The sequence below is a fragment of the Streptomyces sp. NPDC051214 genome, from assembly GCF_040682375.1.
GTDB lineage: Bacteria > Actinomycetota > Actinomycetes > Streptomycetales > Streptomycetaceae > Streptomyces.
Genome location: NZ_JBFBAT010000003.1, coordinates 494,042 through 516,355 on the forward strand (window position 1 = coordinate 494,042; position 22,314 = coordinate 516,355).

General features: G+C 72.1%; 17 protein-coding genes. 11 read left to right on the plus strand and 6 right to left on the minus strand.

Features of this window, described 5'->3' with window-relative positions:
- The first annotated feature begins 18 nt into the window (after nucleotides 1–18).
- A complete protein-coding gene (locus AB0M70_RS10145; RefSeq protein ID WP_365818365.1) occupies nucleotides 19–1,563 on the plus strand; it encodes an FAD-dependent oxidoreductase in 1,545 nt (514 codons plus the stop codon).
- Nucleotides 1,564–1,569: 6 nt separating this feature from the next.
- On the opposite strand, the gene AB0M70_RS10150 is transcribed toward AB0M70_RS10145, so the two are convergent.
- Nucleotides 1,570–1,782, minus strand: coding sequence for a DUF4287 domain-containing protein (locus AB0M70_RS10150; protein WP_365818367.1), 213 nt, complete (start codon nucleotides 1,780–1,782; stop codon nucleotides 1,570–1,572).
- A 195-nt stretch (nucleotides 1,783–1,977) separates the two neighbouring features.
- Between AB0M70_RS10150 and AB0M70_RS10155 the strand changes: the two genes are divergently transcribed.
- The 4 genes from AB0M70_RS10155 (at nucleotide 1,978) to AB0M70_RS10170 (ending at nucleotide 8,710) form a co-directional block, all read left to right on the plus strand.
- A complete protein-coding gene (locus AB0M70_RS10155) occupies nucleotides 1,978–3,597 on the plus strand; it encodes an MFS transporter (RefSeq protein WP_365818369.1) in 1,620 nt (539 codons plus the stop codon).
- 155 nt (nucleotides 3,598–3,752) lie between these two features.
- Nucleotides 3,753–6,815 carry a BTAD domain-containing putative transcriptional regulator gene (locus tag AB0M70_RS10160; protein WP_365818371.1) on the plus strand — a complete coding sequence of 1,021 codons (3,063 nt, stop codon included), beginning with the start codon at nucleotides 3,753–3,755 and terminating at the stop codon, nucleotides 6,813–6,815.
- A gap of 326 nt (nucleotides 6,816–7,141) precedes the next feature.
- Nucleotides 7,142–7,807 (plus strand): M15 family metallopeptidase, encoded by a 666-nt coding sequence (locus AB0M70_RS10165; protein ID WP_365818373.1) that lies wholly within the window; start codon nucleotides 7,142–7,144, stop codon nucleotides 7,805–7,807.
- A 96-nt stretch (nucleotides 7,808–7,903) separates the two neighbouring features.
- Nucleotides 7,904–8,710: a YhjD/YihY/BrkB family envelope integrity protein gene (locus AB0M70_RS10170; protein ID WP_365818375.1), complete on the plus strand. Its 807-nt coding sequence runs from the start codon at nucleotides 7,904–7,906 to the stop codon at nucleotides 8,708–8,710.
- Here AB0M70_RS10170 and AB0M70_RS10175 read toward each other — a convergent pair.
- A complete protein-coding gene (locus AB0M70_RS10175; RefSeq protein ID WP_365818377.1) occupies nucleotides 8,702–10,105 on the minus strand; it encodes a DUF2252 domain-containing protein in 1,404 nt (467 codons plus the stop codon). The two genes, AB0M70_RS10170 and AB0M70_RS10175, sit on opposite strands and share 9 nt — an antisense overlap.
- A 124-nt stretch (nucleotides 10,106–10,229) precedes the next feature.
- On the opposite strand from AB0M70_RS10175, the gene AB0M70_RS10180 reads away from it, so the two are divergent.
- Nucleotides 10,230–11,534: a diacylglycerol kinase family protein gene (locus tag AB0M70_RS10180; RefSeq protein ID WP_365818379.1), complete on the plus strand. Its 1,305-nt coding sequence runs from the start codon at nucleotides 10,230–10,232 to the stop codon at nucleotides 11,532–11,534.
- Here AB0M70_RS10180 and AB0M70_RS10185 read toward each other — a convergent pair.
- Nucleotides 11,527–11,988: a hypothetical protein gene (locus tag AB0M70_RS10185; protein ID WP_365818381.1), complete on the minus strand. Its 462-nt coding sequence runs from the start codon at nucleotides 11,986–11,988 to the stop codon at nucleotides 11,527–11,529. The two genes, AB0M70_RS10180 and AB0M70_RS10185, sit on opposite strands and share 8 nt — an antisense overlap.
- 182 nt (nucleotides 11,989–12,170) lie before the next feature.
- On the opposite strand from AB0M70_RS10185, the gene AB0M70_RS10190 reads away from it, so the two are divergent.
- Together AB0M70_RS10190 and AB0M70_RS10195 are read left to right on the plus strand one after the other, a co-directional pair.
- Entirely contained in the window at nucleotides 12,171–12,434 is a 264-nt protein-coding gene (locus tag AB0M70_RS10190; protein ID WP_363205870.1) for a hypothetical protein, read from the plus strand.
- 226 nt (nucleotides 12,435–12,660) lie between these two features.
- Nucleotides 12,661–13,011: a LuxR C-terminal-related transcriptional regulator gene (locus AB0M70_RS10195; RefSeq protein WP_365818383.1), complete on the plus strand. Its 351-nt coding sequence runs from the start codon at nucleotides 12,661–12,663 to the stop codon at nucleotides 13,009–13,011.
- 40 nt (nucleotides 13,012–13,051) lie between these two features.
- On the opposite strand, the gene AB0M70_RS10200 is transcribed toward AB0M70_RS10195, so the two are convergent.
- From AB0M70_RS10200 to AB0M70_RS10210, 3 genes are all read right to left on the minus strand, one after another.
- Nucleotides 13,052–15,280, minus strand: a complete 2,229-nt coding sequence (locus AB0M70_RS10200; protein ID WP_365818385.1) for a LuxR C-terminal-related transcriptional regulator — start codon at nucleotides 15,278–15,280, stop codon at nucleotides 13,052–13,054.
- Nucleotides 15,281–15,510: 230 nt separating this feature from the next.
- Nucleotides 15,511–15,996: a DUF1269 domain-containing protein gene (locus AB0M70_RS10205; protein WP_365818387.1), complete on the minus strand. Its 486-nt coding sequence runs from the start codon at nucleotides 15,994–15,996 to the stop codon at nucleotides 15,511–15,513.
- Nucleotides 15,996–16,550, minus strand: a complete 555-nt coding sequence (locus AB0M70_RS10210; protein ID WP_363205867.1) for a DUF1269 domain-containing protein — start codon at nucleotides 16,548–16,550, stop codon at nucleotides 15,996–15,998. Before AB0M70_RS10210 ends, AB0M70_RS10205 begins: the two co-directional genes overlap by 1 nt.
- A gap of 135 nt (nucleotides 16,551–16,685) precedes the next feature.
- On the opposite strand from AB0M70_RS10210, the gene AB0M70_RS10215 reads away from it, so the two are divergent.
- The 3 genes from AB0M70_RS10215 to AB0M70_RS10225 are packed head-to-tail and all read left to right on the plus strand — an operon-like array spanning nucleotide 16,686 to nucleotide 22,310.
- A complete protein-coding gene (locus tag AB0M70_RS10215) occupies nucleotides 16,686–18,119 on the plus strand; it encodes a hypothetical protein (protein WP_365818389.1) in 1,434 nt (477 codons plus the stop codon).
- Between the two features lie 19 nt (nucleotides 18,120–18,138).
- Nucleotides 18,139–20,832: a glucosidase gene (locus AB0M70_RS10220; RefSeq protein ID WP_365818391.1), complete on the plus strand. Its 2,694-nt coding sequence runs from the start codon at nucleotides 18,139–18,141 to the stop codon at nucleotides 20,830–20,832.
- A complete protein-coding gene (locus AB0M70_RS10225) occupies nucleotides 20,829–22,310 on the plus strand; it encodes an alpha-amylase (protein WP_365818393.1) in 1,482 nt (493 codons plus the stop codon). The genes AB0M70_RS10220 and AB0M70_RS10225 overlap by 4 nt, the downstream gene beginning before the upstream one ends.
- Nucleotides 22,311–22,314 lie beyond the last annotated feature (4 nt).

Sequence of the window (22,314 nt, forward strand, 5' to 3'; positions counted from 1 at the left end):
GCGAGTCGAGCCGACGACATGACCTCCTACGCCATCACCCAGACCTGCTGCAACGACGCCACCTGCGTCGCCGTCTGCCCGGTCAACTGCATCCATCCGACCCCGCAGGAAAGGGCGTTCGGCAGCACGGAGATGCTGCACATCGACCCGGCCACCTGCATAGGCTGCGGCGCCTGCGCCGACGCCTGCCCGGTCGAGGCGATCTTCCCGGTGGACAGCCTGCCCGCCTCCCAGCGGGAGTACGAGGCGATCAACGCGGCGTACTTCGCGGACCGGGCGCCCGAACCGGCCCCGGACGGGCCGAACTTCCACGCCTGGGACGAGCCGTCCTTCCCGCGGGTCCTGCCGTCGGACTTCGCACCGCTCAAGGTCGCCGTCGTCGGCACCGGACCGGCCGGCATGTACGCGGTCCAGGACCTGCTCCTGCACACCAGCGCCGAAGTGACCCTGATCGACCGGCTGCCGGTGACCGGCGGCCTCGTGCGCTTCGGCGTCGCGCCGGACCATCCGGCCACCAGGAAGGTCGGCGACACCTTCACGCGGTTCCACACCCATCCCAGGGTGCGGATGCATCTGGGTCTCGACGTGGGCGCCGACGTCACCGCGCAGGAACTGGCCGCCCATCACGACGCGGTCATCTACGCCGTGGGCGCCTCGGCCGACCGCACGCTGTCCGTGCCGGGCGAGGACCTGCCCGGCAGCATCTCCGCGAGGGCCTTCGTCGCCTGGTACAACGGCCACCCGGACGCGACGCCGGACGCGATCGACCTGTCCGCCGAGCGCGTGGTGGTCGTCGGCAACGGCAATGTGGCCCTCGACGTCGCCCGCATCCTGCTCGCCGACCCCGACAGCCTCGCCCGCACCGACATCGCCGAGCACGCGCTCGCGGCGCTGCGCTCCGCGAAGGTGCGCGAAGTGGTCCTGCTCGGTCGGCGGGGCCCCGAGGACGCCGCCTACACCAAGTCCGAACTGCTGGCCCTCAAGCACGTGCCCGGCCTGGATCTGGTCGTGGACGACCACGACCCCCGGATCGCCGCGGCTATCGACGAGGCGGACCGGGCGAGCGACCCGAAGGGCAGGGCAGCCCTTCTGCGCGGCGTCACGCGCGAGCCCGTCGACTGGGCGCAGGCACCGGCCCCCGGCCGGCGCATCGTGCTGCGCTTCCACTCGGCCCCGCTGGAGATGCTCGGCGAGGACACCGTCCAGGGCGTGCGCGTCGCCGAGGCGTCGGGGGAGCGGACGATCGAGGCGGGCATGGTCCTGCGCGCGATCGGCTACCGCGGAGTGCCGGTCGCCGGACTGCCCTTCGACGAGGCCACCGGGACCGTCCCGCACGAGGGTGGCCGGGTGACAGGCCGGCCCGGCACCTACGTCGTGGGCTGGATCAAGCGGGGGCCCAGCGGTGGCATCGGCGCCAACCGCACCTGCGCAGCCGAGACCGTCACCACGCTCCTGGCCGACGCGGTCGCGGGCGCCCTGCCCGCCCGGCAGAGCGCCCCCAAGGCCTTCCACCGGCTCGCCCGGCGCCGCAACGGAAAGGGCAGCGCCGTGCTGAGCCGGTAGGGCGGATCACTTCGCGCGGTCCTCGGCCAGCGTGTGCGCGACCAGGGCGTTGGCGTGTCCGTGCCCCAGACCGTGCTCGGTCTTGAGCCAGCCGACGAGGTCCATGTGCTTGGTCAGCGCCGAGGAACGGATGAGGTCCTTCCACTCCGCGATCGGGCGCCCGTACTTCTTCTCGATCGAGGGGAAGTAGCTGGCAGGGCCCTTGGTGGCTTCGGTCATGGTGACGCCGTCCCGTCTCGCGGAGTGTTGTTGCCAGTTAGACGGAAGGGACGCGATCAAGTCATCGGCCGGCCGGAGTGCCGTGGGTCACACTCCGGTCGGCGCTTTCCGCGATTGGCGGGGCCCGAGGGCCGGGATTAGCCTGAGAGCAGTGAACGCCGCCGTTCACCGCCCGACGGATCCAACGGCACTGCCATGACAGGCTCGCGTACGACACCCCCGGAGCCTGCCGCCTCCCCGAAGCGGGGCAGCGGCAGCGGTATCGCACTCCTCGTCATCGCCTCGTGCCAGCTGATGGTGGTCCTCGACATCACCATCGTGAACATCGCGCTCCCGCACATCCAGACCTCGCTCGGCTTCTCCACCGAGACCCTGTCCTGGGTGATCAACGCCTACACGCTGACGTTCGGCGGTCTGCTGCTTCTCGGCGGCCGCCTCGGTGACATCCTCGGGCGCCGCAGGGTCTTCATGTTCGGCGTCCTGCTCTTCGTCTTCGCCTCCCTGCTCGGCGGACTTTCCCAGGAATCCTGGCAGTTGCTCGCGGCGCGCTCGCTGCAAGGCGTCGGCGGCGCCATCGCCTCACCGACCGCCCTCTCGCTGATCACCACCACGTTCCGCGAAGGCCCCGAGCGCAACCGCGCGTTCGGCGTGTTCGCGGCCGTCTCCGCGGGCGGCAGCGCCATCGGACTGCTCGCGGGCGGCCTGCTCGTGGAGTGGCTCGACTGGCGCTGGGTGCTGTTCGTGAACATCCCCATCGGCCTGCTCATCGCCTTCGCCACCCCCCGCTACATCCGCGAGTCCGAGCGGCGCCCGGGGCACTTCGACATCCTCGGCGCCCTCACCTCCACGGTGGGCATGGTGCTGCTCGTCTACGGCTTCATCCGCGCCTCCGAGGACGGCTGGAGCGACAGCGTGACCATCGCGGCCTTCGCCGCGGCCGTCGTCCTGCTCGGCCTGTTCCTCGCCGTCGAGCGCCGCTCGCGGCAGCCCATCACGCCCTTGTGGATGTTCCGCGACCGCAACCGCGCCGGTGTCTACGGCATGATGCTGTGCCTGGCCGCGGCCATGTTCGGCATGTTCTTCTTCCTGACGCTCTTCGTGCAGAACATCCTGGACTTCAGCCCGCTCCGCGCCGGCCTGGCCTTTCTGCCGGTGAGCGCGATCATCGCGGTCGGCGCGGGGCTCGCCTCGCAGCTGCTGCCCAAGTGGGGGCCCAAACCCTTCATGGTGGTGGGCGCCGTGCTCGCCGCCGCGGGGCTCGGCTGGCTGACGCTGACCGACGTCGACAGCACGTACGTGGGCAGCCTGCTCGGCCCCGTCCTCGTCTTCGGCTTCGGCATGGGCATGCAGTTCGTGTCGCTGACGCTGATGGCGGTCTCGGGCGTGGAGGCGCGGGACGCCGGAGCGGCCTCCGGGATCCTCAACGCCACTCAGCAGGTGGGCGGTTCACTCGGCCTCTCCGTCCTGGTCACGGTCTTCGGCACGGCAAGCCGCAACGAAGCCACGGACCAGGTCCCCCGCTTCCTGGCCGAGGCGACCCGGGCCGAGCAGCTTCAGTTCCGCAGGACGGGGGAGCTGCCGGGGCGCTGGGGCGACCAGGTCCTTGCCTCGGGCATCTCCAGCTCCTTCATCGCCGCGGCCGTCTTCGCCGTCGTCGCCGCGTTGATCGCCCTGCTGGTCATCCAGGTGCGCCCCACCGACCTGGAGCGCCTCCAGGGTGGCGGCGGCATGCCGATGGCGCCCGTCGCGGACGCCCCGGAGCAGGACGCGGGTGAGGGTTCTCCTCCCCGCAAGGGTCCTTCCGCGCCCGACTGAGACCGCCTGTGCACAGGCCTGCGCGGCGCCCCGCCGACGGATGGCCTGATTCCCTTGGTGTGCACGCGAGTTGATTGCGGGCAGACGTAGTATGACCAGCCGATCGGGGGCGGGACGGTGGGGGCGGCGCGGGGCAAGGACCCATGGAGACGGGCTTGGACACGGACACCGACTACCGCTTGCTGGGCCCTGTCGAGGCGTGGCGTGCGGGCCGCCGCCTCAGTCTCGGCGGACCCAAGCCGCGAGCCCTCCTCGCGGCGCTGCTCCTGGAGCCGGGGCGCGTGGTGTCCGTCGACGCGCTGATCGACGCCATCTGGGGCGAGAGGCCGCCGGACACGGCACGTTCCCTGATCCAGTCGTATGTCTCCGCGCTGCGCCGCGCGCTGTCCGCCGATGCCATCGAGACCCGGCCGCCCGGCTATCTGATACACGCGGACGCCACCCTCGTCGACCGCGTCGCCTTCGAGCGCCTCGCCGTACAGGGCAGACAGGCGGCCGCCGAAGGGGATCACGGCACCGCCGCACGGCTGCTGGGGGACGCCCTGGCGCTGTGGCGCGGCCCCGCACTCGGCGGGATCGGCGAGACGCTGCGGGCCATGGCCGACCAGCTGGACGAGGCGCGGCAAGCGGCCCTGGAGGAGCGGATCGCCGCGCAGTTGGCCCAGTCGGGCCGCGAGACGGACCTGGTGGCCGAACTCACCGCACTGGTCTCCAGGCACCCCACCCGGGAGCGTCCGCGCGGCCAACTGATGCTCGCCCTCTACCGGTTGGGGCGTCAGGCCGACGCCCTCGCGGTCTACGCCGAGGGCCGCGACGTCCTGGCCCGGGAGCTCGGCATCGACCCCGGCCCCGACCTCAGACGGATGCACGAGGCGATCCTGCGGGCCGACGCGGAGCTGCTGCCCGCCGAGCCGGCCACCCCCGCGCCCGCCCCCGGTCTTCGGGAGGCCGTCGCCGTGCCCGTGGCGGCCCTCCTGCCGCCCAGCATCGGTGACTTCACCGGCCGGGACGCGCAACTGGCCGAGGTGCGGGCCGCGCTGTCCGGGCCCCGCGAGGCCATGCCGGTCGTCGTGCTTTCCGGACCCGGCGGCGTCGGCAAGTCGACCCTGGGAGTGCGGGCCGCGCATCAGGTCGCCGACGCGTACCCGGACGGGCAGCTGTACGCCGAACTGCGGGGCGCCACCGACCCGGTGGCCCCCGGCGAAGTCCTCGGCCGGCTCCTCTACGCCCTGGGGGCCGACCCGCCCGACGGGGACGCCGAGCGCCGCGACCTCTTCCGCAGCCTGGTCTCCGGACGCCGCGTACTGCTCGTGCTCGACGACGCGGCCAGCGAGTCCCAGGTGCGCCCGCTGCTGCCCGGCAGCGCCACCTGCGGGGTGCTCATCACCGCGCGGGCCCGCCTCGGCGCCCTGCCCTGCACGCACCGCACCGATCTGGACGTGCTGGACACGCAGCCGGGAACCGAGCTGCTCGGCCGTGTCGCGGGGGAGCGGCACGTCAGGGACGAGCCGGATGCCGTCCGGCGCATCGTCGAGCTGTGCGGCGGGCTCCCGCTCGCCCTCCGCATCGCGGGCGCCCGCCTGGCCACCCGCCGCCACTGGACCGCGCGCATGCTCGCCGACCGGCTCGCCGACGAACACCACCGCCTGGACGAACTCGCCGTCGGTGACCTGGAGGTCCGGGCCGGCCTCGGCCTGAGCTACCGGGCCCTGGACGCCCCCGCCCGCACCGCGCTGCGCCGCCTCGGCCTGCTCGCCGCCCCGGATGTCGCCGCGTGGGTGGTGACCGCCCTGCTCGACGTGCCGGAGGCCGAGGCGGACCGTGTCGTGGAGCAGCTCATCGACGCACAGCTCCTGCACTGCACCGGCGTCGACCGCGCCGGTCAGCCGCGCTACCGGCCCCACGACCTGGTGCGCGTGTACGCCGCCGAGCGGGCCGACGCCGAGGATTCGCCCGCCGAACGGGCCGCCGCCGTGGGCCGCGCCCTTGGCGCCTGGCTCTGGCTCACCGGCCTCGCCGCGTCCGCCACGCCATCGGGCGCCGTCGAACTGCACCGCGGCCTGCTGGACTCCACCAGTCCGAACGGCTCCGCCCGTTCCCTGCGCCGGCTCGTGCGGCCCGTCGGACCCGAGGCCACCCAGCGCGCTCTGGCCGACCCGGCCGCCTGGTTCGAGGCCGAGGCCGACGCGATAGCGGCCGCCGTCGAGCGCGCGGCCGCCCTCGACCTGCACACCCTCTCCTGCGAGGCCGCGGCGGCGCTGTGCTCCTCCGCGTACACCGTCGGCAACCGTTTCGAGGCGTGGTGGCGCACGCATGACGCGGCACTGGCCGCGGCCCGCCGCGCCGAGGACAGGGCGGGTGAGGCGCTGCTGCTCATCGGCCTCGGCCAACTCCGGTACGAGCAGGACCGGTTCCCCGAGTCCCAGGGCTACTTCAAGCAGGCGGCCGGCCTCTGCGCCGAACTCGGTGACGTGCGCGGGCAGGCCGCCGCCTTCGCCGGGCTCGGCAGCGCCCTGCGCGAGGCGGGGAGGCTGCGTGCGGCGCAGGAGACGCTCGTGCGCGCGGTCGACGGGTTCCGTGAGCTCCACGACGACCCGGGCCTGGGCCTGTCCTGCCGGTACGCCGGATCGGTCCAGCTCGAACTCGGCGACTTCGCGGCCTCCCGCTCCTTCCTCGACGAATCGCTGCGGGCCTACCGCAGGCTCGGCAGCCGCCGCGGCGAATCCCTCACCCTGCGCTCGCTCGGCCTGGTGCACCGCGCCCTGGGCGAGTACGCGGCGGCGGAGGAGCTGTCGGGGCGCGCAGTGGACCTGCTGAGCACCCTGGGGGACCCGCTCATGCTCGCGTACGCCATGCAGGCGCGGGCCAAGGCGCGTATCAGGCTGGGGCATTCGGCCGAAGCGGGCGCCGAGATCCGCGACGTACTCGAGATCTGCCGCGGCCAGCGCGACCGCTTCGGCGAGGCCCTCGGCCTGCGCACCCTCGGCGAGTGCGAGCTCGCCGCGGGGCGCCTGGAGGCCGCCGAGCAGCACCTCACCGCGGCCGCCGCCCTCTGGAACGACCTGGGGCTTCCGCTTCCCCGCGCCCGCACCCTGCGTGATCTCGCGGCGGCGCGCGAGGCCGCGGGGGACCGGGCGGCAGCAGGAGCGCTGCGTGCCGAGGCGCAGGAGGTCTTCACCGCGTACGAGGCGCGCGAGCGGAACGAGCCGGGGCTCTGAGCCGCCCGAAACGACGGTCCTGCAATCCGCTTGTCCCGGACTTGCAGAGAATTTGCAGCGGCCTGCGTCACGCTGTGGTTGTCGGCGGGTGAACACGCCGACGGCAACGGGGGATCGCAGGAAACAACGGGGGACTCAGCGGAATTCATCGGGGGATGCACGGGGGAAGGCCACTGATGCCTCGTACGGCCCACACCACCGACACCGTCGGTCGTGTGGGCCGCTCGTCGCGTGGCGCCCCTGCCAGGGCACGGAGGGGACTTCGGGGCCGGGCGGCAGCCCGTCCCCGGAGCTGTGCCCGCCGCAGTCGCCACGAAGGGGCAGACATGTCGTCGATCATCCTCATGAACGACCCCAGGGTCGTCGGCATACCGGTCCACGACTGCGGCGAAGCTCTCGTGGACCTGCGCCACCTGCCCTTCGTGGACGTGGACGACCGCCTCGCCGACCAGGACGGGGCCTACGCCCAACTGCGCGAGGGCGTCGCCTGGAGGCTGGCCCGCGCCGCCCGGCTGCTGCCCGAGGGGCTGCGCCTCCTGGTCACCGAGGGATACCGGCCGTTGGCCCTGCAGATCCAGTACTTCGAGGAGTACGCCGCCGAGCTGCGGAAGGCCAACCCCGACTGGTCGGACGCCCACCTCCAGCAGCAGACGAGCCGCTCCCTCTCGCCGCCCGACGTGGGTCCGCATGTCGCGGGCGCCGCCGTCGACCTCACCCTGCGCACCGCCTCCGGCACCGAACTCGACCTCGGCACCCCGGTGAACGCCAGCCCCGAGGAGAGCGACGGCGCCTGCTACATGGACAGCGCCCTGATCTCCCCGGCGGCCCGCCGCAACCGCCGCACCCTCACCGCTGCCCTCGCCACCGCGGGCCTGGTCAACTACCCCACGGAGTGGTGGCACTGGTCCTACGGCGACCGCTACTGGGCCCTCACGACACAGGCGCCCAGCGCGCGCTACGGGCCGGTGACGCTGGACGCTCCGGCGCCCTGATCACCGGCCCACCTCACCCGGAGTGGGCGACGTGCCGCGGGCCGCCGGATCGGAGGGTGCCCGGCAGGACAGTTCCCGCGACGAGAGGACACCGTCATGCCGATCGCCGGTGCGGCACGGCCGCTGACGGGGCGCGTGATCAAGCAGCTCGTACACGTCACCATCCTCGACATGTCGACACGGCTGGCGGCGCAGGCGTTCCTGGCCGCGCTGCCCATGCTCATCGCGGTGGCCTCCTTCAGCCCGGAGGCCGTCCGGCGCGAACTGCTGCGCTCGCTGCGCTCCATGGTGGGATCCGGCGGGCCCGTGGTGGCGCAGGCCGAGGGGGTGCTGGGGGGCGGGGACACCGCGACGCACAGCTGGGGCGCGGCAAGCGTGCTGGTGGCGCTGCTGTCGGCGACCGCCTTCACCCGGGCCCTGCAGCGCACCTGTGAACGCTCCTGGGACCTGCCACGCGCCGGTGTGCGGCTGGTGGCCTGGCGCTGGGCGGCGTGGCTCCTCGTATGGGTCGCGATGCTGATCGTGCAGGGCCTGTTGTACCGGGCCTTCGGAGCGGGCCCCGCCCTGGGCGTGCCGCTGCAACTGGTGGCATCGGTCCTGATGTGGTGGTGGACCCAGCACCTGCTCCTCGCCGGCCGCGTTCCCTGGCTGCCCCTGTTGCCGGGGGCGCTCCTCACGGGCGCCGGTGCCGTCTCGTTCTACGCCCTGTCAGGGCTGTGGCTGCCGCGCGCGCTACGGATGAGCGAGGGGCGCTACGGAGCGCTCGGCTCGGTCTTCACCGTGCTCTCCTGGCTGATCCTCTACTTCACCGTCGTCGTCTTCGGCATCGCGATCGGACGGACACTCGCCCAGGAGGACTGGGTACGACGACGGCTGGGCCCGGCGAACGGCGCCTCACGCTGACACGGCGGCCACCCGTCCCTTGCGCACCGCCGCGGCCAGCGCCCGGTGGTCGCGCTCGTTCTGGTCGGCGTACGTCTCCGCGAACCGGGCCAGGGCCTGGTCGAAGGTGTCGGAGTCGCCCAGGTAGGCGGCGACGGCGATCCGGTCGCCGGAGCGCGCGTGCGCGCGGGCGAGGGTCGCCCCGCACATCCGGCCGAACAGCCGCATGACGTCGGGAGTCATCAGCTCTGCCTGCGGTATGGCCTTCCAGTCCCGCAACTGCCGCAGATAGAAGTCGCGTTCACGGCCGTCGAGCCCCTCGACCCGCTCCCAGCCCAGAAACATGTCGCTGGTCGCCTGCATCAGACGCTGACCGGCGACGACCCGCTCCCCCTGATTGACGTGGCTGCTCGCGCCCGCGAACTCCGCAAGCACCGACGGCTGGGCCTCCTTCGCCTGCAGCAGGAGCGGGTCGGTGTCGTCGCGGCCCAGCAGCAGGATGATCCAGCAGCGGGTCCCGACGCTGCCCACCCCGACCACCTTCCGGGCCATGTCGACCACCCGGTACTGCGCCAGGAGCGCCCGCCGGTCGGCGGGCAGCGTCAGCGCGTACCGGTCGACCAGTTCCCGCAGCTGGTGCTCCAGTTGCTTGCGCTCGACCCCCGGCATGAGGTCGTCGAGGGGGGTGATCAGCGGCGGGTCGGGTGCGAGCCGCAACTGGCCGTCGACCATCCGGGCCAGTTTCTCCAGGGCCTGGAGATGGTCGCGGGTGCGGGCCTTGCTGAACGTCTTGGACACCCGTCGCCGCGTTCGCGCGTCGAGCTTGGCGGACATCAGGGTGTGCAGATCCGCCGCGTCGATCCGCGAGTACCACACGTCGAGCGTCCGCATCCGGGCGAACTCCCTGATCGACTCCCGGTACGAGCGGACGGTCGCGCGCACCACCCGGGCCCGCTCCGCGTGCTTGAAGCCGTTGTCGCGCCCCGCGATCACGAGGCTGACCACCAGGCGTTTGACGTCCCACTCCCACGGTCCGGGCAGCGTCTCGTCGAAGTCGTTGACGTCGAACATCAGATGCCGCTCCGGTGAGGCGAGCAGCCGGAAGTTCAACATGTGGGCGTCTCCGCACAGTTGGGCCCGCAACCCGCTGTCCGGTGTGTGGGCCAGGTCGGTGGCCATGATGGCGGCGGCTCCGCGGAAGAAGCGGAACGGCGACTCGAGCATGCGGCCGTAGCGGATCGGCACGAGCTCCGGGAGCCTGCTCGCCGACTGCCGCTCGATCACGTCGACCGGGTCGGGGCGGTCCGGCGCGGGGGTGAACCCGGCGTGGTCGGACCGCCGGGCGCGGGTCCGGCGGGCCCGTCCCAGGGCCGCCCGTTCCCGCGGGGTGAGGTGAAGATGCGTGGTCTCGGTCATGGCGCGCTCCCTCCAGGCGCTGAGGACTCTGGGGGCGGCCGGGCGGTCCGGCGTCACCCCACCGGTGTGAGGTCGCCTTCCAGGGGTGAGGCCCGACGGGCTCCGGGGCCGCAGACTGAGAGGCATGGAACCGACGATGCGAGGACAGCGATGGCTGGCCCGTGCGTCCCTGGCATCCGCCGCTGCCGCGGTGCTGGTGCTCGGAGTGTTCGCGGGTGTCAAGACCTTCGCCCTGCTGGGCGTGGGGCTCGCGGGCCTGGCGATCACGGCCGCCGCGGTCTGGTGGATCCTCAGCAGGCGGGGCCTGCCACGGATCCTCGCGGTGCTGCTTGCGATCACCGCTCCGGTCTGGGTGCTGGTGCAGTACACCCAGGCCCGGCTCACCTGGGTGGTCCTGCTGTCCGCCGGGTTGTGGATCCTCGCGGCCGGCGCGGGCCGTGCGGCCCTCGCCCGGCGCAAGGCCCCGGATCCGATGCCGGAGCGCCCGGCCACCGCGTTCCGCCATCCGGTCCTGATCATGAATCCGCGTTCCGGGGGCGGCAAGGTGGACCGGTTCGCGCTGCGCGAGCGGGCGGCCGCGGCAGGCGCCGAGGTCGTGCTGCTGGAGGGCGGCGGCGAGATCGATGTGGCGGCCCTCGCCCGCAAGTGCGCGGCCGAGGGCGCCGATCTGCTCGGCGTCGCCGGCGGGGACGGCACCCAGGCGCTGGTCGCCGACGTCGCCGCCGCCCTCGACCTGCCGTTCCTGGTGATCCCGGCGGGCACCCGCAATCACTTCGCCCTCGACCTGGGCCTGGACCGCGACGATCCGTCGACGGCCCTGGACGCGTTGAGCGACGGGGTGGAGCTGCGGGTGGACCTCGGCCGGGCCGGCGGGCGGCCCTTCGTCAACAACGTGTCGTTCGGCGCCTATGCCGAGGTGGTGCAGAGTCCCGCCTACCGGGACGACAAGACACGCACCACCCTCCAACTGCTGCCCGACCTCCTCGTGGGGCACAAGGGCGCGCGGCTCTCGGCGCGAGCCGGGGAGCACGACTTCACGGACCCGCAGGCCCTGCTGGTGAGCAACAACCCGTACGGCGCGAACGACATCGCCGGGCTCGGCCGCCGGACGCGCCTCGACGGCGGGGTCCTCGGCTGCGTCGGCATCCGGGTCACCAGCGGCGCGCAGGCCGCCGGGCTGCTGCGCGGCGGGTCGGCCGCCGGGCTGACGTGGGTGACGGCCACCGCCGTGGCCGTCGACGCCGACCAGGAGGAGATCCCGGTCGGCATCGACGGCGAGGCGGTGCGTCTGCCGACCCCCGTGCACTGCGAGGTGCGGCCGGGGGTCCTGCGGGTGGTCGTGCCCCGGCTGCGGCCGGGGCTGTACCGGGAGCGCCCGCGCCTCGACTGGCGTCTGCTTCTCCGGCTCGGGCTGACCTCCGCTACATAGGCGCCCCGTAGACCTTGTGCGCCTGCCGGTGCCCGTAGGTGGCCAGCGACCAGATCACCAGGACGTCCATGGCGATGATGATGGCGGACCACACCGGGTAGTACGGCGTGAAGAAGAAGTTCTGCAGGGCGCTGAGCGACGCGACGCCGATGCCGACCGCGCGGGCCCAGGTCTTGCCGGAGAAGATGCTGAACGCCGCCGCGAGGACCAGGGCGCCGATGAGCATCTGGATCCAGCCGCGGACGTTGACGTCGAAGTCGAAGGGGTAGTCGTTCTGCGACTGGTAGAAGTTGTCGTCGAGGATCGCGGTGAGTCCCGCGATCGCGTGGAACGCGCCGACGATGCCCAGCAAACACACCGCGAAGACGACACCGCCGACGGCGACCGGATTGACACGGGGCTGTGGTTCGGGCGGGTTGGAACGCGACTGGCCCGGTGACATCTGCTCAGTCATGTCGAACCTCCTCCTGGGTGGATCCGGAGCATCCCGCCCGGCACCACCGGGCCGGTTCACCCGCAAGGGATGACCCCGGGGCCCCTCATCGCGGCACCGTCACCCGCACAAGGTGATGCCGCGGGCCGTGCCGGCGCGAGAAGGTCAGCCGATGGCAGAGCCGTCGCACAGGAGGTGTCGCCATGGGCGGGGCACAGCAAGGCTCGGGGCCCGAACCGGCAGGGACACCACCTGGCGGCGCCGATTTCGAGATCCGCGTGCGGGGCCGGATCGGCGAGGCCTTCCGTTCGGCCTTCGGAGAGATGACGGTGGTGCTGCGCCCGGCCGAAACGGTGCTGATGGGCGCGGGACTCGACCAGGCCGCGCTGTACGGGATCCTCGACCGCATCCAGGCGCTCGGCCTCGAACTCATCGAGGTGCGCCGATTGCCGGAGGCGGGCGTCTAGAACGGGTTCCAGGCAAATAGATTCGAACAGCCTCTTCCGCAGCCGTAGCGGCGGACCCACGGTGTAGGGATGGCAAATATGCCCTGCACATGGGGAGGTGAGGGGCATGTCCGCGGCACTGTGCACGGAGCCGGGAAGTGGTTCGTCGAGAACGGTGGGTGAAGTCTGCGCCCTGCACGGGCGTTTGGGCCTACTCAGCCGGGAGGAGCGGGCAACCGACACGGCCATGACGACCTGCCTGGTGTGGGTCGCGGGCACCTTGGTGCGGATCGCCGGGGACGTGGGCGATGTCCGCAGCGCGGGCGCGCTGGTGAGCGAGGCGGCCGCGGTGCTCGCGCTGGTCCCCGCGCCGCCGGAGCGGCCCGGCGGGCGGCCCAGGCCCACGGAGCGATTGACGCAGCGTGAGCTGGTGGTCCTGAGCCGACTTCAGCAGGAGGTGCCGCTACGGCAGATTGCCGACGGCTTGTACGTCTCGGTGAACACGGTCAAGAGTCACGTCCGCTCCGTGTACCGCAAGCTGGGCGTGTGCTCCCGGGCCGAGGCCGTGCGAAGTGCCCGCACGCTGGGGCTCCTGTAGACGCCTGCCGGTCGCGCAAGTACGTCAACGCATGTACACATCAGAGGAGTTGGAGCTCGCGGGCGCGCCGGACCGCTGCGGAGCGACGGGTCACCGAGAGCTTGCGGTAGACGCTCTTGAGGTGGGTCTTCACCGTGTTCACCGAGAGGTACAGCTCCTCGGCGATCTCCTCGGTGGTCATCATCTGCGCCAGCCGGTTCAGGACGTCACGCTCCCGGGCGCTGAGATGCTCGGTGACCGTCGGCGTGGTGGCCGTGAGGGTGAGGGCCGGGTGGGTGGCCGAGCGCGCCGGCGTGGCGGCGGCCTTGTGGCGTGCGGAGTCGAGCAGCGGCGCGCACGCCGGTGCCAGGGACCGCAGTACGGGCCGGGGCAGCCGGGAGGCGGCCACCACCTCACCGATGGACGTGGAGGCCGCACCGTTCTGCTCGGCGGCCGTGGCAAGCGCGGTCACCAGGGCGCCGACATCGGAGAGGAAGGCGTCGGGCCGTGCCCGCAGCACGGCACGGGCGGCGCGGAGTTCGAGCTTGGCCCGGCCTGGCTCGGCACGCGCGAGCTCGACCCAGGCGCGCACCAGATGCAGGGACGCCTGCGCGCGCTCGGCCACGGCCCAGGTCGGCATGGACGGCTGGGTGGCCTGGGCGGCGAGTTCGTCGGCGGCGCGGAACCGGCCGCGGAGGGCTTCGAGGAGCGCGAGTTCGACCAGGCAGTCGCGGCGCAGCGCGCCGTTCCCGGCGGCTCCCGCGGCCTTGAGCGCTCCGGTGAGGGAGGCCTCCGCCGCCTTGAGGCTGCCCGCCCGCAGCTCGCCGCCGCCGCGGATCGTCAAGGTGAGCGCGATGATCTCCGGGTGGCGGGCCAGGGCCGTGTGCGGCAGACGCGCGAGGGCGGACTGTGCGTCGGCCGCCGCCGCACGCGCCTCCGGAGGGTTGGGCGAGCGCAGCTGTTCCATCCGGATCAGGGCATGGGCCAGGCGGCACCGGGCCGTGCGCTCCTCGTCCGCCGGCAGATCGGCCAGCAGCCCGTCGGACAGGTCGAGGTACCGGCGGCACAGTGGGTCGTCGTCGCGCGCGCGGGCGACCGCCGCGGCGAGCAGCGCGGGCTCGGGGTCCCCTGCCGACGGTGGTTCGGGCGGCCGTCCGGTCAGCTCGCCCGGCAGCCGCAGCTTGGTGAGGCCGAGTACCTGGCCGATCGCCAGCCGGTCCACGATCAGCCGGCCCGTCTGGTCCCAGTCGCCCGCGGCGAGCAGGTGCCGCACCGCGTCGGCCAGTAGACCGTGCTCGCCGAGCCAGGCCGCCGCGCGGCGGTGCAACGGGGCGACCAGGCCGGGCTTCTCGTGGCGCAGGCACATCCGCAGTACGTCGGCGAACATCTGATGGCAGCGATACCAGCCCTGGCCCACGGGCTGCAGGAACGAGTTCTCCCGGACGAGGGAGGCGAAGTGCCGCCCGGCGTCCTCACCCGAGAGCTCGACCGCCAGCTCGACGTTCACCCGGTCGAGGACGCTCGTCGTGAGCAGCAGCCTGCGCATCCCCGCGGGCTGCAGATCGAGGACCTCCTCGACGAGATAACTGGCGATGGCCTCGTCGTCACCGGCGAAGTGCGCCACGAACTTCTCGGGATCGCTCTGCTTCTCCATGGACATCGCGGCAAGCCGCAGCCCCGCCGCCCAGCCGTCCGTACGCCGTCGCAGCGCGCTGACCGTCTGCTTCGGTACGTCGATCCCGTGCTGCGCCAGGAGCGCCGCCGTCTCCTGGTCGTCGAAGGCCAGGTCAGAGGTGCGCAGCTCGGTGACCTCGCTGGTCAGCCGTCCGCGGTGCAGATGCAGGGGCGGGTCCCTGCGGGCCAGCACGATCAGGTGCAGCACTCCCGGCAGATGCCGCAGGAGGCTGCTGACGCCTTCCGCGATCGGGGAGCCGGGAGCGGGCTGGAAGTCGTCGAGGACCAGGACGACCTGCTCGCCGCACCTGTGCAGACCGGCGGCGAGCGCCGCCACGAGCAGCGGTTCCGCCTGTTCGCCGTGCGGTTCGGGCAGGTCCACCCCGGCCGCGCGCAGCGTGTTGATCACCCGCGGCCAGAAGACGCAGGACTGCTCGGACCGGCCGTCGCAGGTGACCCAGGCGAGCGGGCCGGGCAGCCGCCGGGTGTGCGCCCACTCCAGGGCCAGGGCCGTCTTGCCGGCGCCGACGGGGCCCACGATCACGGTCAGCGGTCCGAGGACGCCGCGCGCGAGGCGGTCGGTCAGCCGGGGCCGAGGGACGAGCCAGGACGGCACCGCGGGCGCTGTGACAACGGATGCCGGAGCCGGGCCCGTGTCATGCGAAGGGGGCGAGCACTCGACCATGGACGGCACCTCGCTCTCGGAGCAAAGTGGTGCGGCTTGCGGCAAGTATGGGGCGCATAAGGAGGCGTGAACGCACGGCAGGCGCCATCTCACCCGGGTGAAGTTCCCGGGGTAGACGGCGCCTGCCGGAGCGCCCGGTCCGGAGTGCCGGGCCGCTCGGGTCACTTCGGCTGCAGTGCCTCGATCAGCTCTTCCTCCCGGTCCTTGGTAAGGGAGGTGCGGATCACGGTGGGGTTGAAGGGGCGTACCGCGTCACGGACGCGGTCGGGCGTGGAGCGGCGGACGAGGGCGAAGACGGCGGCACGGCCGGGTTCGAGGGTGCCGGCGATCTCCTTGACGAAGGCGTCATTGATGCCGACGTCGCTGAGCTTCCCCGCGACGGCGCCGGTGGCGGCTCCCACCGCGGCACCGAACACCGGCATCAGGAAGAGCAGTCCGAACAGCGAGCCCCACAGCGCTCCGCCGACCGCGCCGGTGGCCGTGGTGCTGAAGGTCTGGCTCACATGGATCTTGCCGTCCATGGTGCGCCAGGCGAGCGCCGCGTCCTCCAGGTCGAGCAGCTCCTGGCGGGACAGTTCCTTGGAGAGCCGCAGCACGGCCTCCGCCTTCTCCTTGTCCGCGAATCCGAGTACGACGAGATCGGCCATCAGGACCTCCTGCGTTGGTTGCGGGTCGTCGGGTCCGGCCGTACCGAGGGAGTGACCGGGTCGCCCAACTTCTGTGCCATTGCCGTGAGTTCGGTCAGGACGGGGGACAGTGCCTCATCGGTGAGGAAGCCCTCGGCGACGGGGACGGCACCTGCGTCGCGCAGGGCCTTGCGCAGGTACTTGGCCCAGACGTGTTCCAGCAGGACGAAGGCCGCCGCGGCCCCCGGGTCGAGGGAGTCGGCCATCTCCCTGATCTCGTCCAGGGTCAGGCCGAAGGCGTTGCCCCCGGCCAGGCTCGGGTAGGCCTCCTCGGCGGCCCGGACCTCCTCGGTCGTGATGCCGAGCAGCGCGGCGACCGTCTCGCCCATCCCCTCCGCCTGGAAGTCGAGGGAGAAGAGAGTGCCGCCGGGTTCTTTGCGGACGAAGAGCATGTCGAGGACGCGGATCTGTCCGTTCGCCTCGAGAATCGCCAACTCCTCGATGATCCGGCCCTCGAACTTGGCGTCGGGTCCGAACTCGACCGTCAGGAGTTGTACCGGTCCGATCCCAGCCATCGTGTCTCCTCTCGGGGAATTGCCGCCGTCACGTCCGTCATCACAGCGTCGACACCCGGGGCGGCGCGTCACCCGCCGCAGGTGAGGGAAGCGGGCGCGGGCGCCATGACGGTGGGAGGCGGAGGTGCGACGCCCATGACGCAGCACGAGACGCCAGACGGTGACACCCAGGACAGCGGGACCGAGGCCGAACTGAGGCGCCTGCGTGCCGAGGTCGGCGAACTGCGGGCGCGCGCGGGCACCGAGCGGCGGCGCAGGGGCCGTCTGCTGGCCGTCCGGCGCGTCGTCGCGGCCGTGCTGATCGCCCTGGTCGCCGTCCTCGCGGTCACCTCGATCGTGGGGGTGTGGGGGGCGCGGACCACGCTCGACACAGACCGTTGGATCGCCACGGTGGGCCCGCTGCCCGAGGACCCCGACGTGAACGCCGCCGTCTCCACGTATCTGGCGCGCGAGATCTTCGACCAACTGGACGTCGAGCAACGGCTGTCCGGCGCGCTGCCCCCGCGCGCCTCCTTCCTCGCGGCGCCGGTCACGGGTGCGGTCCACGACTATGTGCGGGACTCCATCTCGAAGCTCATCGCACACGATCGATTCCAGGAGGTGTGGCGTGCGACGAACCGCCGCGCCCACGAGCGGATCATCGAGGTGCTGGAGAAACGCAACGAGAACGTGCGGGTGGACGGCGACACGGTCACCCTGAACCTGCTGCCGGTGGTCAACAACGTGCTGCGGTCCCTGGAGGAGCAACTGCCCACCATGTTCGGCAAGAAGCTCGACCTGCCGCCCCTCTCCTCGGGCGAGATCCCGCCGGGTCTGCACGAGCGCATCGAGGCGGCGCTCGGCGTGTCGCTGCCCGAGAACTTCGCACAGATCCGCATCTACAACCGGGGCGAGCTGAGCCAACTGCAGGAAAGCGTCCTGCTGTTCAAGCGCGCGGTGGTGGGCCTGGTGATCGCCGTGCCGGTGCTGCTCGGGCTCGCCCTGTGGATCTCGCCCCGGCGCCGGCGCACCCTCCTGCAGCTCGGGCTGTGGCTGGTGGTGACCGTCACGGTGCTGACGACCGTGCTGCGGGCGGTCAGGGACCAACTGCTCGGCCAGGTGCCGGACGGCGTCTACCGCGACGGCGCGCGCGCCGCGATGTGGACGGTCTTCGAGACCCTGCGCGAACGGGGCGACCAGCTGCTGTGGCTGGGGGTCGCCATCGCCGTCCTGGCGTATCTGGTGGGCCCGGGACGGCTGCCGAAGGCGCTGCGCCGGTACGCGGCGCAGGGCGCGCGGTCCACGGGCCACTTCCTGGCCAGGGCCGGCGACCGGGTGGACGGTGCGCGGGTGCGGCCGTGGGTGGCCCGGCACGCCGACGTGCTGCGGGTCGGGGGCGTCGCCGTGGCGGCCCTGATCGCGCTGCTCCTCTCGTCGTGGACCGGACTGTTCGTGGTCGGTGCGCTGCTGGCCGCGTACGCCATCGGGATCACCCTCGTCGCGCACGCGGCAGGTGGCGCCCCGGAGGGCTCACCCCCGGAAGGTGAGGCGGGTCGGGGGCCCCTTGCGAAGACTGGCGCATCCGGTTGACCGAGGCAGGGAGACGCGCATGAAGACGCGGACGCACGCCGGGCGGATCGGAGCGATCGGTGACGGCAGCGCACGGTCGCGCCTGTGGGGCCCGTATCTGAGCGAACGGCAATGGGGCACGGTGCGCGAGGACTACAGCCCCGGCGGCGACGCCTGGTCCTACTTCCCGCACGACCACGCGCGTTCACGGGCCTACCGGTGGGGCGAGGACGGCCTCGGCGGCATCTGCGACGACAAGCAGCGCCTGTGTCTGGCCCTCGCCCTGTGGAACGGCCGCGACCCGATCCTCAAGGAGCGCGCCTTCGGTCTCACCAACGGCGAGGGCAATCACGGGGAGGACGTCAAGGAGTACTACTTCTACCTCGACAGCACCCCCAGCCACTCCTACCTGCGGTACCTCTACAAGTATCCGCAGGCGGAGTTCCCGTACAACGACCTCGTGTCCGTCAACCGGGACCGCACGCGCCAGGAGTTCGAGTACGAGCTCATGGACACCGGAGTGTTCGACGACAACCGGTACTTCGACGTCACGGTGGAGTACGCCAAGGCGGACCACGACGACATCCTGATGCGGATCACCGTCGACAACCGGGGCCCCGACGAGGCGACCCTGCACGTGCTGCCCACCCTGTGGTTCCGCAACACCTGGTCCTGGGGCGATCAGCGCGACGAGCGGGGCGGGCCACGGCTGCGGGCCCTCGACGGGCCGCACCCGACGATCCGGGCCGACCACCCCGAGCTCGGCAGCTACGCCCTGCGGTGCGCCGACGAGGTTCCGCTGCTGTTCACGGAGAACGAGACGGACAACGAACGCCTCTTCGGCTCGCCCAACGCCTCCCCCTACGTCAAGGACTCGATCGGCCGGTACGTCGTCGAGGGGGAGGAGAGCGCCGTCAACCCGGCGCGGGAAGGCACGAAGGCCGCCGCCCACCACATCCTCAGTGTTCCCGCGGGAGGATCCCAGACGCTGCGGCTGCGTCTCGGCCCGGTGGACGCGAAGCTCTCCCTGTCGCGAGGCTTCGACACCGTCTTCACCGACCGCATCGCCGAAGCCGACGCGTTCTACGGCGAGTTGACGCCCGAGCGGGCGAGCGAGGACGAGGCACGCGTGCTGCGCCAGGCCCTGGCCGGCATGCTCTGGTCCAAGCAGTACTACGCCTTCGACCTGGAGAAGTGGCTGAGCGAGCACGACATGACCCCGTGGAGTCCGCCGCGGCCGGGGCTGCGCAACGGCGAGTGGTTCCACATGGTGAGCGACGACATCGTCTCCATGCCGGACAAGTGGGAGTACCCCTGGTTCGCCGCCTGGGACCTGGCCTTCCACGCCGTGGGCCTGTCGGTCGTCGACATCGGCTTCGCCAAGGAGCAGCTCGAACTGCTGCTGCGCGACGCCTACTTGCACCCCAACGGCCAGATCCCCGCGTACGAGTGGAACTTCGGCGACGTCAACCCGCCCGTGCACGCCTGGGCCGCGTACTTCGTCTACACGGTGGAGAAGGGCACGACCGGCCAGGCCGACCGGGCCTTCCTCGAACGCACCTTCCAAAAGCTCCTCACGAACTTCACCTGGTGGGTCAACCGCAAGGACCCCGGCGGCCGCAACATCTTCCAGGGCGGCTTCCTCGGCCTCGACAACATCGGCGTCTTCGACCGCAGCGCCCCCCTGCCCACCGGAGGCACCCTGGAGCAGGCGGACGGCACCGCGTGGATGGCGCTGTACTGCCAGTCGATGCTGCAGATCGCGCTGGAACTGGCCGAACACAACGAGGCATACGAGGAACTGGTCCTGAAGTTCGTCGAGCACTACATGTGGATCGCCGCCTCCATGGACCGGGTCGGCGACCTCCACGACGAGCTGTGGGACGAGGAGGACGGCTTCTTCTACGACGTGCTGCGGCTGCCCGGCGGGGAGGCGGTCCAACTGAAGGTCCGCTCCATGGTGGGGCTGTTGCCGCTGTGCGCGTCGACCGTCTTCCGGCCGGACCAGTTGGAGGGCCTTACCGGTCTCGGTGACCGGTTGCGGCGGTTCGCCGAGCGCCACCCCTCGCTTTCGGTGACGCTGACCTCGGCGCAGGCCGGCACGGCGGGCGGTCCACGGCTGCTGTCCGTCCTGGACGAGAAGAAGCTCGTGCGGGTGCTCGCCCGGCTCCTGTCGGAGGACGAGTTCCTGAGCCCGTACGGGATCAGGGCGCTCTCCCGCCACCACGCCGAACACCCCTACACGTTCTGGGTGCACGGCGAGGAGTACAAGGTCTCCTATCTGCCCGCCGAGTCCGACACCGGCATGTTCGGGGGCAACTCCAACTGGCGCGGCCCGGTCTGGATGCCGATGAACGCCCTGGTCATCCGCGGGCTGATCAACCTGTACGGCTTCTACGGCGACGACTTCACCGTCGAGTGCCCCACCGGATCGGGAATCCAGAAGAATCTGTACGAGGTCGCCGAGGACATCTGCTCCCGCCTCACCCGGATCTTCGTGCGCGGCGAGGACGGCCGGCGGCCCGTGTACGGAGGCCAGCAGAAGTTCGCCGACGACCCGCACTGGCGTGACCTGATCTCCTTCTACGAGTACTTCCACGGCGACAACGGCGCGGGACTCGGCGCCTCGCACCAGACGGGCTGGACCGGTCTGGTCGCGGCCCTGATGAAGATCTTCGGCGCGCTGGGACCGGACGACTTCCGCTCCGGTCCCGCGAGGAGGCAGAACCCATGACCCAGTTGCCCGCGCAGCCCGTCGTGCACGAGGTCAACACCCGCGTATGGCTGCGGGAAACCGCCGGGCGCACCGGCGCTCCGGCCGATCTGGCGGACGTGCCCAAGGAGGTCTGGGACGAGATCACGCCCGCCGGGGTCGACGCCGTCTGGCTGATGGGGGTGTGGGAGCGCAGTCCGCGAGGGCGCGCCATCGCCCTCGAGGACCCGGCGCTGCGCGGCGCGTTCACCTCGGCCGTCCCGGACATCGGCGAGGAGGACATCGCCGGATCGCCGTACTGCATCCGCCGCTACGAGGTCGACGCGGCGCTCGGCGGCCCCGCGGGGCTGGCCGCGGCCCGCACCGAACTCGACCGCAGGGGAGTCGGCCTGCTGCTTGACTACGTGCCCAACCACGTGGCCCCGGACAGCCCTTGGGTCACGGAGCACCCCGAGTACTTCGTGCAGGGGGACGCGCAGGACGCCCTGAGCGACCCGGCCGGGTTCCTCGACACCGGGAGCGCCGTGCTCGCCCGGGGCCGCGACCCGTTCTTCCCGCCCTGGCCGGACGTGGTGCAGCTGAACGCCTTCGCCCCCGCCCTGCGGCGGGCGACCGCGGAGGTGCTCGAGAACATCGGCGGGGTCTGCGACGGGGTGCGCTGCGACATGGCGATGCTCCTGATGAACGACGTGTTCGCGCGGACGTGGGGCGAGCGGGCGGGGCCCGTGCCGCAGGAGGACTTCTGGCCCGAGGTCGTGAGCGCCGTGCGCCGCCGTCACCCTCACATGGTCTTCGCCGCGGAGGCGTACTGGGACCTCGAATGGGCGCTGCAGCAGCAGGGGTTCGACTTCTGCTACGACAAGCGTCTGTACGACCGGGTGCTGAACGAGAGCGCCGAGTCGGTCAGGGCGCATCTGCGGGCCGACGAGCAGTACCAGCGCGGACTCGTCCGGTTCCTGGAGAACCACGACGAGCCGCGGGCCGCCCGGACCCTGCCCCTGGCCAAGGAGCGGGCGGCGGCCGTTCTGATCGCCACGCTGCCCGGCGCGACGCTGTGGCACGAGGGCCAGTTCACCGGGCGCCGGGTCCACTTGCCGGTCTTCCTCGACCGCCGTCCCGACGAGCCGGCGGACCCTTCCCTGAAGGCGTTCTACGAGCGGCTGCTCTCGAGTGTGCACCGCAGCGGCATGCGGACGGGGCAGTGGCGCCTCCTGGACGCCGACGGCTGGCCCGACAACGACTCGGGCCGTGACCTGATCGCCTCGTCCTGGACCGGCGAGTCGGGCAGGTTCCTGACGGTGGTCAACCTCTCGGAGCACCCGGCACAGGCACGCGTCCGGCTGCCCTGGAGCGATCTGGGCCAGGGGGCGCACGAGTTGGTCGGGCTCCTCGACGCCGAGCGGTACGAGCGCTCGGGGGCGGAACTGGCGGTGGACGGCCTCTATGTCGACGTGCCGCCCTGGGGCACGCACCTGCTCTCGGTCGTCCCGGCGAGCTGACCTG